This is a genomic window from Burkholderia sp. APQ4-4ca (assembly GCF_057837105.1).
This window is the reverse complement of record NZ_JBYQCG010000081.1, coordinates 1-14,920: the sequence shown is the minus strand read 5'-3', so window position 1 is coordinate 14,920 and position 14,920 is coordinate 1. Positions and strand designations below refer to the sequence as shown.

Below are 14,920 nucleotides of genomic sequence, written 5' to 3'. Positions count from 1 at the left end.
CCCGGCGCGCTGCGGCCAACATACGCATCGTTGACGAACCAGTACAGCGCATGCGCGCTCGCATCGGCGCTCGCGTTGAACGCGATGCGCGTGTCGTCGGTGCTTTTCACGCGCATCGCGTACGTACTGCCGCGCAGCGGCGACGTGATGCGCGGCGGGTCGCCTTCGACCTGTCCGGCATCGCGACAATCGGCATTCTGCGGCGGCCGCCGGCGCGGAATGCCGGCCTGCGCGAACACCTGCTGCAAATCCGACGGCCAGAACTCGAAGACCTCCGTATGCGTGCGCTTGCCGTCGTACGGCGGGCACGCGGCCTTCCCCGTCGCATCGTCGATCACGACGGGCCGGTGCACGGTGCTCACGCGAATCGGCGACGTGCCGGGGATGAACCACGTCCAGCCCTGCTGCGGACACCATTCGTTCGGCAAATCGCCGCTCGCGAGGCAGACGCGCACGCGCTTCAGTTTCGGCGGCACCGCGCGCGGCGGCTCGACGAGCGTGCGCTCCGCATTCATCGCATCGACGACCTGGAAGAACAGCGGCGCGGCCGCGTCGACACCGACGAACGCGGTATTGGTCGAATTGTCGAAATTGCCGACCCACACGACCAGCACGTACGGGCCGAACACGCCGGCCGTCCACGCATCGCGAAACGACCACGACGTGCCGGTTTTCCAGTACACGGGCACGCTCGACGGCTGCGCGCCGCTCGTCTCGTCGGGGCGTAGGTGCTGGCGCAGCATGTCCATCGTCATGTAGCTCGCTTCGGCGCTCAGCAGGCGCCGGCCGGGCAGCGCCGGTTCGTCCGCGCGCAGCCGCAGCGGGCGGAACTCGCCGCGGTTCGCGAGCATCGCATACAGCGCCGCGAGATCCTGCATCGTCACTTCGCCGCCGCCGAGCACGAGCGCGAGCCCGTAGTGCCGCGCGCTCGCGAGCCGGCGCACCCCGGCGTCCTGCAGGAACCGGTACAGGTCGGGCGACTTGAGCTGCGACGCGACCCACACGGCCGGCACGTTGCGGCTGCGGTTCAGCGCGTCGGTCGCCGTGATCGGGCCGAGGAAATGACCGTCGAAGTTCTCCGGCGCATACGGGCCGAACGACGTCGGCACGTCGCGCAGCACGGTCTGCGGATGCAGCACGCCCTGGTCGAAGCCGAGCGCATAGATGAACGGCTTGAGCGTCGAGCCCGGCGAGCGCCGCGCGAGCGTGCCGTTCACCTGCCCGTCGATCGTGCGGTCGAAGAAGTTCGCGGAGCCGACCAGCGCCTTCACGCCCATGTCGCGCGTATCGACGAGAATGGCCGCCGCGTTGCGCACGCCGCGCGTATCGTTGCGTGCGACGTAGCGTGAAATCTGCCGTTCGAGCATGCGTTGCAGGTCGAGATCGAGCGTCGTCGCGAGTCGCGCGCCGCCATCGCTGTCGCGGTTGCCATCGTCCGCCGCGCCGCCCGACGTCGTGCGCCACGCGCTGCGCGCGGCGAGCGCCTGGTCGACCGCATGCGGCGCATCGAACGGCAGCGCGGACAGCGGCCGCATCGCGAGCGGCAACGCGAACAACGGCTCGAGCGACGCATCGCCCGGGTGCTTCGTCAGCCAGCGCGCATACAGCCGGTTGCGCGACACGGCCAGCGCACGATTGATCTCGTCCTGCCCGCCGCGCACGCGCCGCGCCGGATCTTGCGGAATCACCGCGAGCGCGAGCGCCTCGGGCAGCGTCAGCGCGTCCGGCATCCGGTCGAAATAGACGACGCTCGCGGTGCCCGCGCCTTCGACGTTGCGGCCGTACGGCGCGTCGTTCAGATACGCTTCGAGAATTTGCCGCTTCGAATAGAACAGTTCGAGCTGCACCGCGCGGGCGACCTGTTCGAGCTTGCCGGCCGGCGTGCGCGTGTTCAGCTTCCACAGCGAGCGCGCGAGCTGCATCGTCAGCGTCGAGCCGCCTTGCGGATTGCCTCCGCGCACGTAGGTGATCCACGCACCGCGCAAGAGCCCGTACGGATTGAAACCCGGATGCCACCGGAACCAGCGATCCTCGTGCAGCATCACCGCTTCGACGAGCTGCGGCGACATCCGGTCGAGCGGCACCCACAGCCGGTAGCGATCGTCCTTCGCGAGCGTCAGGCGCAGCAGCCGGCCCTGCGCGTCCGTCACCGCGACCGACGACGGTTTCCAGTCGCGCAGCGGCGGATGCGGCCACAGCCGGCATGCGGCCAGCACGCCGAACACGAGCAGCGCGCCGACGAGCCAGTTCTGCCAGCGATGCAGCCAGCGGCCGGCGCCGTGCAGCGCGCGCTGGAGCACGGATGCGTCAGCCACGCCCGCTGGCGCCTGACGACGGCCGTGACCCGCAGCAGCGGTACGACCGCCCCGTCATCGCACGCGCTCCACCGTCAGCGCCGTGCCGCCCGGCGCCTGCGCCTGCACGCGGCGGTCGTACATCGATTCGCCGTAGGCAGGCGGCGCAACGAAGCGGCCCGCGTTGCTCGCCTTGATCCGGTACACGAACTCGCGCATGTCGGTCGTCGCGGTGCCGTAGATCACCACGCGGTCCTCGCGGATATCGGCGAACTGCGGCTGCCACGTCGAGCCCTTCACGCCGATCGGCGAATGCCACGGCGCATCGGCCACCGGCGCCGACGCACTGTCGTCGCCGTTGCCGTCCTGCGTATCGGTCGCGGGCGGCGGCGCGATGACCGGATCGAAGCCACCCGGCAGCAGGTCGACGATCGCGACGTTGCCGACGTTCGCCGAACCGGTCGCGCGAATCTTCAGGTGCACGTCGATCTCCTGGCCGAGCGCGATCCTGGCGAGCGGCTTGCCGTCGGTACCCGTGTAGTCGCGCACGATCTCGAGCCCGTTCCTGATCGCCTTCGTCGACGTGCCGCGGTCGTAGCCCGACTGGCTCGCGACCCACCATGCCGGCAGCGCGCTGCCGTTCACGAAGTCGACGCGCGACGCGCCGGCCGTCCACGTGCCCGAGCGCACGAGGTTCGCCTGGATCGACGATACGTCCTTCGGCGCGGCGCCCGAGCGCACCTCGTTGATCGCGAGCCGGTCGAGCTGGCCCGCGTTCGACGCCGCATACGCGTCGAGCGCGAGAATCGTCATCGCCGACGACAGCGTGTTGTAGCGGTTGTCGACGAGCGGCGCGGCGAGGTTGTCCATCGCGCGCGGCGACAGCTTGCGCACGCGCTCCGGGAAGTGCTTCGCGAGCAGGTACAGCACGCTCGCATCGCGCGTCAGCGGGTCGATGTAGTAACCGGTCGAATAATCGCCGTCGGACGCGCGCTTGCGTTCGAGCAATGCCTGCGGCCCGGCGATCAGCGCGGCGGCCTCCTTGTCCTGCTTGAGCAACTGATACGACGCGGCGAGCCACGCCGCCGCGAGATCGTTGCGCCAGTCGTTCGGATAGGCCGCCTGCAGCCGCTTCTGCACGGCCGCGAGGCTGTTGGTCGTCACGTTGCCCTGGCGCGTGAGCAGATACACCGCGTACGCGCGCTGTCGCAGCAGATCGAGCGAGCCGAGCGAATCGTTCGCGGCGAGCCGCTGCAAGTACTGGTTGCCCGCGTCGAGCATGTCCTTCGGCACCGCGACGCCGCGCTCGCGCGCGTCGAGCAGCACGTGCATCGCATACGCGGACACGAACGGATCGGCATCGGGCGTCGCGCTCCACAGGCCGAAGCCGCCCTGCGCGTTCTGCCGGCCGCGCAGCACGCCGAGGAACTGCGCGATCGCGCTCGCGTTCGCCGCATCGACGCCGGCCTCGGGCGCATGCATCGCGCTCGTCAGCGCGCGCGCCGACAGCCATTTCGCCGCGAACACGCGCGGCACGGCCGCGCTCACCATCTGCTCGCTGCAGTAGTGGTCGAAGTTGACGAGATACGACGACAGCCCTTCGGACAGCACCAGCGGCGCCGTGGAAATACTCGCGTCGCGCGACGCATACGCGTCGTACATCGACCGCAGGTTCGGCACGCTCGCCTTCTTGCCCGGGTCGAGCCGCGCGACGTCGAGCTGCGTGCGGAACGCGGCAGCCGGCCGCACGGACACGTCGACACGCTGCTGCGCGCCCTTCGCGCCGTAGCGCGCGCCGAACGACAGCGCGCCCGAGCCGAGCGTATCGGTCGCCTTCACGCGGAACAGCGCGACGCCTTCGTGCTGCGGCGCGAGCGCGACGTTCTGCGTCGCCGGCCCGATCACCTGCAACTGCGGGCCCGTCTTCAGCGTGACCGCCACCGGCACCGGCTGGTTGCCGACGCCCGTCAGGTTGTTCGCGACGCCGACGCTGACGTCGGCCTCGTCGCCCGGCGCGAGCGTCGGCGGCACGTTCGGCGACAGCACGAAATCGCCGCGCACCGTCGTCGCGCCTTCGAACGTGCCGACGAGATCCGGCGACACCGACACGGCCATCACGCGCAGCTTCCCGTTGAAGTAGTCCGGCACCGTATAGCTCAGGCGTGTGTCGCCGTTCACGTCGACGATCCCCGACCAGTAGACGACCGGCTTGTCGCGCTTGCGCTTGAACGGGTTCAACTGGCGGCCGATCGCGTCGTCGGCGTCGCCGCCGGGCGCGGCCATCGCCATCAGCTTCTCGAAGTCCGGCAGGATCAGGTCGAGGATCTGCGACGTGCCGACTTCGAGCATCCGCTTGCGGAAGAAGAACTTCAGCGGATCGCCGAGCTTGTAGCGCGCGACCTGCAGGATGCCCTCGTCGACCGCGAACACCACGACCTTCGCGGGCTTCGCTGAATGCACGGTAAAGTTGACGGTATCGCCCGGCTTCACGAGCGCCGGCACATCGACGCTCACCGCGTTGCGGCGCGCATCGAGGTTCACCGAGAACGGCACGACGCCGTAGCTCAGCGGGCTCATGAAGATCTCGTCCGACGACGGGTCACGAATGTACTGCACGTTGATGTAGCCGTTACCTTCGAAGCCGGCCGGCACCGTGATGTGCTGGATCGAGCTCGTCGTATCCGCATGGAACCACGCGTGCGCATACACCTTGTCGCGCTCGATCGTGATCAGGCCGCTGCCCGCGTAAGGTGCGCGGATCGCGATTTCCACCTGCTCGCCCGGCTTGAAATCGTGCTTTGAGAGGCTTACTTGAAGCTCCGCGTTGCGGTCGAGCGAACGCGTGACGTTCGCGTCGCCGGTGACCGAATACTCGATCCGGTTCACCGCGGCGCCGGCCGCATTGCGGATCACGAGCGCGTAGCTGCCCGGCTTGTCGGTGCGCAGCGCGTAGTCGAGCCCGGCTGCCGGAATCGACAGCGGCTTCTCGTCGACCGGCACTTCCTTCAGCCGCGAATCGTATTTGTACGCGCCGGAATCCTGCTTGGTCAGCACCGACACGTAACGTTGCTCGACGAGCTGCGCGCGCAGGTCCTTCACGTCGATCGCCTTCGCGCCCGGATCGATCGCGACGAGCCGCACCGTGCGCGGGCTGCCGCGCTTCACGTAGCCGAGATCGTCGACCGACTTGTAGCCGACGAGCCAGTCGTTGTTCGACACGAGCGTCTGCGCGTTCGCGGCGACGTTGCGGCCGCCTTCCGCTTCATACGCCTTCGCCTGGAAGTAGAGCTGGTAGGTCGCGTCCGCGTATTTGTCGAGATCGAGATCGAATTCGGCATGGCCCTTGTCGTCGGTCGTGCCGTCCTGCAGCGCGGTCGTATAGCCCTCCTTCGCGCGGCGTGCGTCGAAGAAGTGATAACCCTGCCAGCTGCGGAACGACGGCCACACGGGGCGCAGCGTCAGCGTGGCCGCGACGCGGCGCTTCTCGGCCGGCGTGCCGAACAGGTTCTGCGCATCGACGATGCCCTTCAACCCCTTCGGCTTCACCCACCCTTCAACGACCTGCTGCGACAGCTTCGCGTCGACCTTCATCCGGTCGGGCAGGAACTCCTTCACCTGCACCGTCGTGCTGCCGATCGGCTCGGCGCCCGGCTGGCCGTCCTTGACGATGTAAAGGTTGACCGTCCACGTACCGGTGGGCGCCGTTTCGGCGGTCGTGTAGCCAAGCTCGGTGAAACCGGTCGCGTCGACCGTCACCGGCTTGCGCTCGACGGTCATCCCGCGCGGGTCGACGATCTCCGCCTGCAGCGGCACGCCGGCCGGGCTGCGCACCCAATTGGCCGCGCGCACGATCAGGCCGATGTGGAACGGATCGCCGGGCCGGTACAGGCCGCGATCCGAGAACAGGTACGCGGACAGTTGCCCCTGGCCCGTCGCGTTCCGTTCGCCGTCCACGTCGAAGCGCGAGAAGTCGAGCTGCCGGTCGCGGCCGGCCACCGGCAGGAACGACAGATCGGTGTCCTTCTTCACGACGTACAGTTGCGGCCGCTTCTCGCGGTCGAGCCCCTTGAACGCGGGGAAATGCACCACGCCGTCGGCGCCGGTGGTCTGCGTGAACAGCACCTGCCCGTTCACCGCGAGCACCGATACCGTTGCGCCCGCAACCGGCTTGCCGGTGCGGATCGACTGGATGAACACGTCCTGGCTGCCGTCCAGCGCCTTCTTGACCAGCATCCCGAGATCGGTCACGACGATCAGGCGCGTGTCGCCGAGCGCGTTGTCGCCGTCGTCGCCGTTGCCGCTGCTATCGCCCGAATCGGCGTTGTCGGACGAATCCTGGCTGCCGTCGCCGGACGATGCATCGCCATCGTTCGCGTCGTCGGCCTTCTTCTCGGCCGCCGGATCGTACTTCGACAGGTGCAGCAGGAACACGCCGCGCTTGTCGCCTTTCAGGTACTGACCGAGATCGACGCCTTCGTAATGCGCCTTGCCAGGGTCGCCGGCCGGAAACGCGCGAGTCTGCACGAAGCGCTCGACGATGTGATCCTCGCTGAACGAATACGACAGCTCGGGCCGCGCGTACGTGCCGTTGTTGAAGCTCACGAGATGCTGGATCTGGTCGGGCAGCACGCGGCCGATCTCGACCTTCATGCCCGGCAGGTTGCGCGACACGACCGACAGCCGCTTGCTGCCGCTCATCGACAGCAGCGAGCCGTCGGCCATGAAGCGCAGCAGCTTCGGATAGTCGGGCACCGTGAACGCGGTCGTCGCCGCCTCGGCGAGCAGGTAGCCGCCCGCCGATTTCAGGTTGCCCTCGATTCGCACGACGATACGATCGCCCGGCGTCGCGTGATACTTGAAGCTTTGCAGCGTCGCGTAGTCGTTCTCGGTGGGCACCACTTCGAGCGGCAGCGGCTTCGACTGCTTCAACACCGCGTCGCTGACGTCGGCCAGGTTCCATTCGTACGGCGGATCGTCGTCCGACTGATCGACGCCCGGCTTGCGCTTCGGCAACACCCACGCCTTCGCGCGCGCGGCCAGCTCGGCGCTGCGCACGCCGTCGGACGCTTCGGCGACGAGCACCTGCTCCGGCTCGTAGCGCTCGTTGTCGACCAGGGTCGGCGCGATATTGCCGATCGACAGGCTGTACAGCCCCGGCACGCCGACCGACGCATGCAGCACGTCCGGCGTGCCGTTGCCGCCGCGCGCGCTCTTCACGCCCTTGTCGACGTCGAGCCGCACCGTCAGCGGATCGCGCGGAATCTCGAGCGGCTGCGAGTAGACCCACGCGCTCGTCTTCATCTTGTCGTAGTTGACCGTATAGCGCAGCGGCGACACGGTCTTGCCGTCGCGGCCGACCAGCACCAGGCCGATGCGCTTCTCGAACTCGGCCGGATCGACCGGGTAGTTGAAGCGCAACTGCAGCAGCGCCTGCTTCTCCGCCGGATTGTCGGGGTTCTGATAGAACTGGTTGTCGCCGAACGCCGCGGCGAATGCCGGCACGTCGAACGCGAAACGGTCGTCGCGCATCGTCACCTGCGGCGCGAACACGCGATGCACGGCAAAGCGCACCTCGACGTGCGCGCCGACCGGCCAGTCGGCCGCCGGCGTGAAGCGCAGCGTCTTGTCGTCGGCCCACTCCCACGCGCCCTTCAGCGCGGGCGTCATCTCGATGCCGTCGCCGGCCGGCTTGCCGACCTGTTCGATCGGCGCGGCCGATCGAGAGAACGCCACTTCCAGCGGATGCACGGTGATCTTCGGCTTGTCGGTGTCGTCGACCTCGTAGGTCGTGATCGCCGGCGCCTTCACGGTGAAGGCGACGGTTTCGGGCTCGGGCGGCTTCGGGCGATGCTTGAACCAGTAGCCGCCGTAACCGAGCGCGGCCGCGAGCAGCACGAGGCCGCCGGCATGCCACGGGCGGCGGCGCACGGCTGCGGCGGTGACGCCCATCCATGCGGGCGCCGTCCACGACACGTCACCGATCAGCGGCCGCAGCGCGCAGCCGAGCAGCCACCACACGAAGCCCGCCGCGCGAATCGGCAGGAGCAGCAGGAAACGCAGCAAATCCATTTTGTTATTTCCTTGTCAAGGACATGCTGCCCAAGCGGCAACCTTCCCCGAATCGTTATGGGTCTGTGACGGCGCGGCCCGGTTGCGCCGTGATGATTGGGTATGTTCGACCGGATGCTGGGCGCCATTATCGATCAGACCCGAAACGATGGAAATATCGGCGTGCCGCCGCGCAACGCCAGCCGCCGACCGGCCGGTCGGATGGATTTCCACTGTTCCAGGCCCGCCGCCCGATCTCTGCGCATGGCCGCGCGGCGTTCGCTAGAATGCGCGGCTCGGCAGGATCGAATCGAAATGAAAGGAAACCGCTTGAAACTCCCGTTCGAATGGCAGATCGGGCTGCGCTACGCGCGCGGCGGCCGGCGCTCGGTGGGCGACGGCTTCGTGTCGTTCATCGCCGGCGCCGCGATGGCCGGCATCGCGCTCGGCGTGGCCGCGCTGATCGTCGTGCTGTCGGTGATGAACGGCTTTCGCACCGAGGTGCGCGACCGGATGCTGTCGGTGCTCGCGCACGTGGAAATCTTCTCGCCGTCCGGCGCGATGCCCGACTGGCGGCTGACCGCGCACGAATCGTTACAGAATGCTGCTGTGCGTGCCGTCGCACCCTATGTCGACGCGCAGGCGCTGCTGACGAACGCCGGCAACGTGACGGGCGTCGCGCTGCGCGGCATCGACCCCGTGCTCGAGCCGCGCGTGTCCGAGATCGCGCGCAAGCTGAAGACCGGGCGCCTCGACGCGCTCGTGCCGGGCGAGATGGGCATCGTGCTCGGCGCCGCGCTCGCCGACGCGCTGCACGTGAAGATCGGCGACCGCATCACGTTCTTCGCGCCCGGCAATACCGCGCGCCCGGGCGACGCGCTGCCGCGGTTCCGCCAGTTCAACGTGGTCGGCACGTTCGAGTCGGGCCACTACCAGTACGACAGCGCGCTCGCCTACATCCACCTCCGCGACGCGCAGCAACTGGCCAACGTGAGCGTGCCGACCGGCATCCGGCTGCGCATCGACGATTTGCAGCGCGCGCCGGAGATCGCGCTCGCGCTGTCGCGCACACTGTCGGGCAACCTGTATATCCGCGACTGGACGCGGCAGAACCGCACGTGGTTCGAAGCCGAGCGGCTGCAGAAACGGATGCTGTCGCTGATCCTGATGCTGATCGTCGCGGTCGCCGCGTTCAATCTCGTGTCGTCGCTCGTGATGACGGTCACGCAGAAGCAGGGCGACATCGCGATCCTGCGCACGCTCGGCGCGCCGCCCCGCTCGATCATGAAGATCTTCGCGATCCAGGGGATGACGATCGGCCTCGCCGGCACGCTGGCGGGCGTCGCGCTCGGCTGCGCGATCGCGGTGAGCATCCCGGTGGTGCTGCCGGCAATCGAGCAATTGCTCGGCATCCGCTTCCTGACGCCGTCCGTGTATTTCCTCAGCGCGTTACCGTCGAAGCTGTCCGCAACCGACGTGATCGAGATCGCGTCGGCCGCGTTCCTGATGTCGTGCGTCGCGACGCTGTACCCGAGCTGGCGCGCCGCGCGGGTGCGGCCGGCCGAGGCGCTGCGCGACGAGTAGGCGCGAGCGACTCGATCGGCGCGGCGTTACGCGATCTCGTGGAAGCCGACGCTGTTGCCGCCGTCCGGCGCGTAGCCGGCGAGCACGTCGAAGCCGACGTTGACGAGCTCCGTGCGCATGCCGTAGGACTTGTTGCCGGATGCGTCGACGAAAATCGCCGCGCCCGACGACAGCTGGCGCGCGGTGTTCAGCAGCGCCAGCGTGCCGCGCGCCGTGCCGGCCGACGCGTCGATCGTCAGCGTCGTGCCGTCCTGCGTGGTGAAGTGCCCGCCGGGCGGCACGGGCGGCGGGTTGTCCGCGACCGACCGGTTGAGCAGGCTCATGAAGTGAAAGCGCGCGTCGGCGCTCTGGCTCGCCGCCGCGCGATCGCTGTCCGTGAACGTGTCGCCGCGCACGGCCGCGCCTTGCGCGGCCAGGTCGACGGCCTGCTCGTGAAAATCGTGCGTCGCGCGCACGAGGCCGGCGTTCGAATTCAGCGTCGACTCGATCCATGCGCGGTCGCTCTCCGTCATCGTCTTCGACACGACCTTGATCCCGCCGTCGTCGGTCATGAAGTCGAACTGCGCATCGGCCAGATCCGGACGTTTCGCGACGATGTCCTGAAGGCTCGTCGCGAGCGCATCGGTCACGCCGCGCAGCTTCATCGTCAAATCGCCCACCATCGACAACTGTTTCGTCATCGCCGCCTGCATCGCCTCCGGATCGATCGCCCGGACGCTGATTGGCGTGTCTGGTTGCGCGCCGGCCGCCGTCGTATCCGTCGTCTGGCGCCCGTCGAGCGCCGCCTGCGCCATTTGCGCGAGCGTAAGGCCGCCCGTCGCCGTAACCGGTATCGTCATTGCCCTCGTTCTCTCTCGTTGTGAGCCTGTTTTTTCCTGTTTACGGACGGATTGCCGGGAAGTTGAGCGCACATGCGCACCCATATCGAAACTTTGTTTGATTCAAGCTAAAAAAGTTTGACACGAACATTTCACTGAGATAACTTTTGCGCAAGCTTCCGGAAAGCAATCCGGCCAGCGTGCCGACTCGCGTCGCGCTTTCCTGCCGTTGCAGCACCGTCGTTCGCAACATTCCCGCCTCATCGCATCGTGCCGTTCCGTTTCATCCGAAACCTGAAGGAAGCCCGGGCATGCCCGCATTTGATTCGCACTCCTGCTTTCGCAGCGAACCGCCGCACTGACGATTCCCGTTCGGGGCGACGCGCTCGCCTCGACGCCGGCCGGATGCGCGCCGCCTGACGCGCGCCGGCACCGGGCGAGATCCTCATCCGTCTCGCCCGCCGTTTTTGATGGTGCAGTTCCGCTTCATCCGACGCAGCACCCGGCCAGGCAGCAGGGGGCGTATCGCGAGCCGGCCGGTTCCAGACAATCACAAGAGACGAGGTCGATTCAATGAACATTCATCGAACCGGAGTGCGGCGCGCATGGCTGTCCGCGCTCGTGGCGGCCGCGACGCTCGCCGCGTGCGGCGGCGACGACGGCGGCAGCGTGGCGGGCGCGTCGGCGCTCGCGCAGGCCCAACAGGAGGGAGCCGCCGCCGCGGCCGATACATCCGGCACGCAATCGCTCGCGTCGCGCTTTTCGCCGTCCGGCGTGCCTTACGCGAATCCGGCGAGCGGCGGACGCTACAAGCCGGTGATCAGCAACGGCCAGGTGCAGCCGTCGCTGTCGGGCGGCACGATCGAGGAAAACGCGTGGGTCGACACGCCGGTCGATTCCGACGGCGACGGCACGCGCGACCGCATCCACGTGCGGATCGTGCGGCCGTCCGAAACCGCGAACGGCGCGCGCACGCCCGTCATCGTGCTCGCGAGCCCGTATTACGCGGGGCTCGCCGACAGCCCCAACCACGACGTCGACGTCGAACTCGACGGCACGCCGCATCCGGCCGCGGCCGCCGGCGCCCCGGCATCGGCCTCCACGCGCATCCTCGCCGCCGCGCCGCAATCGCGGATGCTGCAGCAGGTCGAGGCGGCGGCCGCCGGCCGCTCGTGGATCGAAAGCTACTTCGTGCCGCGCGGCTTCACGATCGTCTATGCGGATTCGCTCGGCACCGCCGGCTCGGACGGCTGCCCGACGATCCTGACGCGCGACGAATCGGTCGCGATGGCGTCGGTGATCCGCTGGCTCGGCCGCGACGCGACCGCGAAGGACGCGAACGGCAAGACGGTCGTCGCGAACTGGTCGACCGGCCACGTCGGCATGTACGGCGTGTCGTACGACGGCACGCTGCCGAAGATGGTCGCGAGCCTGCGCACCCGCGGGCTCGACGCGATCGTGCCGATCGCCGGGCTGTCGAATATGTACGGCTACTACCGCTCGGGCGGCCTCGTGCGCGCGCCGGAAGGCTATCAGGGCGAGGATGTCGACGTGTACATCAAGGCGCTGCTGACGAACGCGCATCCGGAGCGCTGCACGCACCTGATCGACGAAGCGCTGCAGCAGGAAGACCGCAAGACCGGCGACTATTCGCCGTTCTGGGCCGCGCGCGACATTCCGACCGCGTTCGCGGTCGCGCCGGCGCTCGTCGCGCAAGGGCTCACCGACGACAACGTGCGTGTCGACCAGTCGACGTCGTGGTATCTGGCGATGCGACGCCAGGGCGTGCCGACCCAGCTGTGGCTGCATCGCCTGAAGCACACCGATCCGACCCGCGTGCCGGCGATGGCCGACGCATGGACGGCGGAGGTGAACCGGTGGTTCACGCGCTACCTGATCGGCTATGACAACGGCGTCGAGCAGGATCCGCGCGCGGTGATCGCGCAGGCGGACGGCACGCTGCTGAAGGAAGCCGACTGGGCCGCGCGCCACGCGACGCCGGTCACGTACTTCGCGGGCGGCGACGGCGCGAGCACCGGCACGCTGCTGCGGCTGCCGAGCGGCGGCCCGCTCGCGCGCTTCACCGACGATGCGCGCATTCCCGCGCTCACGCTGGCGAACACGCCGACCGGCGAAAACCGCAGCCGCTTCGAGACCGCCCCGCTGACGGCCGCGGCACGCCTGTCCGGCACCGCGACCGCGCGCGTCAGGCTGACGTTCACGGGCGTCGCGAACGTGACGGCGCTGCTGGTCGACCGTGCGCCGGACGGCACGGCGACGATCGTCACGCGCGCGTGGACCGACCCGCGCAACCGGCTCTCCGAGTGGGTGTCGCAACCGGTGCTGCCCGGCATGCCGTACGACCTGAAGCTGACGTTCATGCCGCGCGACTACAAGCTGGAAGCCGGCCACCGGCTGGGGCTCGTCGTCCTCTCCAGCGATTACGAGGCGACGCTGCGGCCGACGCCGGGCACCGGGCTGACGCTCGATCCGGCCGGCACGTCGGTGACGGTGCCGCTGGCTTCGCCGTCGACCGGCGCGTAACCGTGCGCCGGCTGCCGGCGTAACGGCGCCGCGTCCCCCGCCTGCATGCCCGTCGATGCGGGCGGGGGATCGCTAGATGAAGGAATATCAGGTCGATCGTCGCGAAATCGTGCCGAGCGGCGAACACCACCCGTTCGGCTGGATCGATCCCGATGCCGATACGCCGGCGAACCCGCAGGATTTCTGTCAAGCATTCTGCAAGCAGGCGGACTGATTCGACGCCGCCACCCGGCGCTCACACCGGCGTCAACACCGGCTGCCCCGCGAAGTGCCGCGCCGCGTTCTCGAGAAACTGCCGCACCGAACGATCGAGCGCCTCGGGCGACCAGCCGCCCATGTGCGGCGTCAGCACGACGCTGTCGAGATCGGTCAGCGCACGCGGCGGCTCCGGCTCGCCTTCGTATACGTCGAGCCCAGCGCCCGCGATGCGCCGCTCGCGCAGCGCGTCTGCCAAAGCAGCGGTATCGACAACGCTGCCGCGCGACACGTTGACGAGAAAACCGTCGGGGCCGAGCGCGTCGAGCACGGTGCGATCGATCAGATGCCGCGTGCCCGCGCCGCCCGGCGTCGCGACGATCAGGAAATCGGCCCACTGCGCGAGCGCGTCGATCCGGTCGAAATAGCGGTACGGCACGGGCTTCTCCGACCGGTTGTGATAACCGATCTCGATGTCGAAGCCGGCTGCGCGACGCGCGCACTTCTCGCCGATCTTGCCGAGTCCGACGATGCCGAGCTTCTTGCCCGACACGTTCGGCGGCATCGACAACCCGTCGCGCCACACGCCCGCGCGGGCCTTCGCATCGAGCTGCACGACGTTGCGCACCGCCGCGAGCAGCAGCGCGAACGCGTGATCGGCGACGCAATCGTCATTGGTGCCGGCCCCCGTGACCACAGTGATGCCGCGCGCCTTCGCGTGGGCCACATCGATGTGCTCGTAGCCCGCGCCGAGCGCGCTGACGAAGGTCAGCTGCGGCAGCCGGTCGATCTCGGCGGCGCTCAGCCCCGTGCTGCCGTTGGTCAGCACCGCGCGGATCGTGCCGCCGTGCTCGGCGATCGCGCGTTCGCGCGCATCGGAAGTCGGGGCGTAACGCACGTCGAACGACGCGGCGATCTCGCGATGCGCGTCGCCGCGCAGTGCGATGAGGACCAGCAGCTCGGGCTTCATGTCAGCAAGTGTCCGCAGGCAGAGGTGAATTTCAGTGTAACAAGCCCGTGCGACGGTTGCGGGTTATCCCCACATCGGCTGTGGACACGCCGCCGCACGCGGTTTGCCAAAGCCCGCTCAGTCAAGTAACTTTCGGCGTACGCCCCCGTCCTGGAGATTGGCCCCGATGAAGCTCGCCCTGCCCGCCCGGATCCTGGGCCTCGCGTTCGCCGCCGCGATCGTCGCGCCCGGCGCGCACGCCGACACGCCCGTCGTGGTGTCGTCGAAGATCGACACCGAAGGCAACCTGCTCGGCAACCTCATTTCACAGGTGCTGAAGGCCCACGGCATTCCCGTCACCGAGAAGATCGCGCTCGGCACGACGCCGATCGTGCGCAAGGCGCTCACGAGCGGCGAGATCGACATCTACCCCGAATACACGGGCAACGCCGCGTTCTTCTTCAACAAGGCCGATGATCCGGTGTGGA

At 68.5% G+C, this 14,920-nt stretch carries 8 protein-coding genes; 4 read left to right on the top strand and 4 right to left on the bottom strand.

What is annotated here, in order from left to right; genetic code table 11:
* Together pbpC and AC3IFE_RS10220 are read right to left on the bottom strand one after the other, a co-directional pair.
* The coding region (gene pbpC / locus AC3IFE_RS10225) for a penicillin-binding protein 1C (protein WP_489190434.1) at window positions 1-2,315 on the bottom strand (2,315 nt) is incomplete at its 3' end.
* Window positions 2,316-2,369: 54 nt separating this feature from the next.
* Complete coding sequence (locus AC3IFE_RS10220) at window positions 2,370-8,363, bottom strand: alpha-2-macroglobulin family protein (protein ID WP_489190433.1); 5,994 nt, start codon at window positions 8,361-8,363, stop codon at window positions 2,370-2,372.
* A 294-nt stretch (window positions 8,364-8,657) separates the two neighbouring features.
* Between AC3IFE_RS10220 and AC3IFE_RS10215 the strand changes: the two genes are divergently transcribed.
* On the top strand, window positions 8,658-9,926 hold the full coding sequence (locus tag AC3IFE_RS10215; protein WP_489190432.1) for a lipoprotein-releasing ABC transporter permease subunit: 1,269 nt from the start codon (window positions 8,658-8,660) through the stop codon (window positions 9,924-9,926).
* A gap of 26 nt (window positions 9,927-9,952) precedes the next feature.
* On the opposite strand, the gene AC3IFE_RS10210 is transcribed toward AC3IFE_RS10215, so the two are convergent.
* Window positions 9,953-10,765 (bottom strand): hypothetical protein, encoded by an 813-nt coding sequence (locus AC3IFE_RS10210; protein ID WP_089470447.1) that lies wholly within the window; start codon window positions 10,763-10,765, stop codon window positions 9,953-9,955.
* Window positions 10,766-11,317: 552 nt separating this feature from the next.
* On the opposite strand from AC3IFE_RS10210, the gene AC3IFE_RS10205 reads away from it, so the two are divergent.
* Both AC3IFE_RS10205 and AC3IFE_RS10200 read left to right on the top strand, forming a co-directional pair.
* Complete coding sequence (locus AC3IFE_RS10205) at window positions 11,318-13,288, top strand: Xaa-Pro dipeptidyl-peptidase (protein ID WP_489190430.1); 1,971 nt, start codon at window positions 11,318-11,320, stop codon at window positions 13,286-13,288.
* A 76-nt stretch (window positions 13,289-13,364) separates the two neighbouring features.
* Window positions 13,365-13,502 (top strand): hypothetical protein, encoded by a 138-nt coding sequence (locus AC3IFE_RS10200; RefSeq protein WP_489190428.1) that lies wholly within the window; start codon window positions 13,365-13,367, stop codon window positions 13,500-13,502.
* A 21-nt stretch (window positions 13,503-13,523) separates the two neighbouring features.
* Here the strand turns inward: AC3IFE_RS10200 and AC3IFE_RS10195 are convergent, their stop codons facing one another.
* A complete protein-coding gene (locus AC3IFE_RS10195) occupies window positions 13,524-14,453 on the bottom strand; it encodes a 2-hydroxyacid dehydrogenase (RefSeq protein WP_489190427.1) in 930 nt (309 codons plus the stop codon).
* A 166-nt stretch (window positions 14,454-14,619) separates the two neighbouring features.
* Between AC3IFE_RS10195 and AC3IFE_RS10190 the strand changes: the two genes are divergently transcribed.
* The coding region (locus tag AC3IFE_RS10190) for a glycine betaine ABC transporter substrate-binding protein (RefSeq protein ID WP_489190426.1) at window positions 14,620-14,920 on the top strand (301 nt) is incomplete at its 3' end.

Coding starts and splice junctions, on each gene's coding strand:
- AC3IFE_RS10220 (WP_489190433.1), bottom strand. CDS start 8,363: ATGGATTTGCTGCGTTTCCTGCTGCTCCTGCCGATTCGCGCGGCGGGC.
- AC3IFE_RS10215 (WP_489190432.1), top strand. CDS start 8,658: ATGAAAGGAAACCGCTTGAAACTCCCGTTCGAATGGCAGATCGGGCTG.
- AC3IFE_RS10210 (WP_089470447.1), bottom strand. CDS start 10,765: ATGACGATACCGGTTACGGCGACGGGCGGCCTTACGCTCGCGCAAATG.
- AC3IFE_RS10205 (WP_489190430.1), top strand. CDS start 11,318: ATGAACATTCATCGAACCGGAGTGCGGCGCGCATGGCTGTCCGCGCTC.
- AC3IFE_RS10200 (WP_489190428.1), top strand. CDS start 13,365: ATGAAGGAATATCAGGTCGATCGTCGCGAAATCGTGCCGAGCGGCGAA.
- AC3IFE_RS10195 (WP_489190427.1), bottom strand. CDS start 14,453: ATGAAGCCCGAGCTGCTGGTCCTCATCGCACTGCGCGGCGACGCGCAT.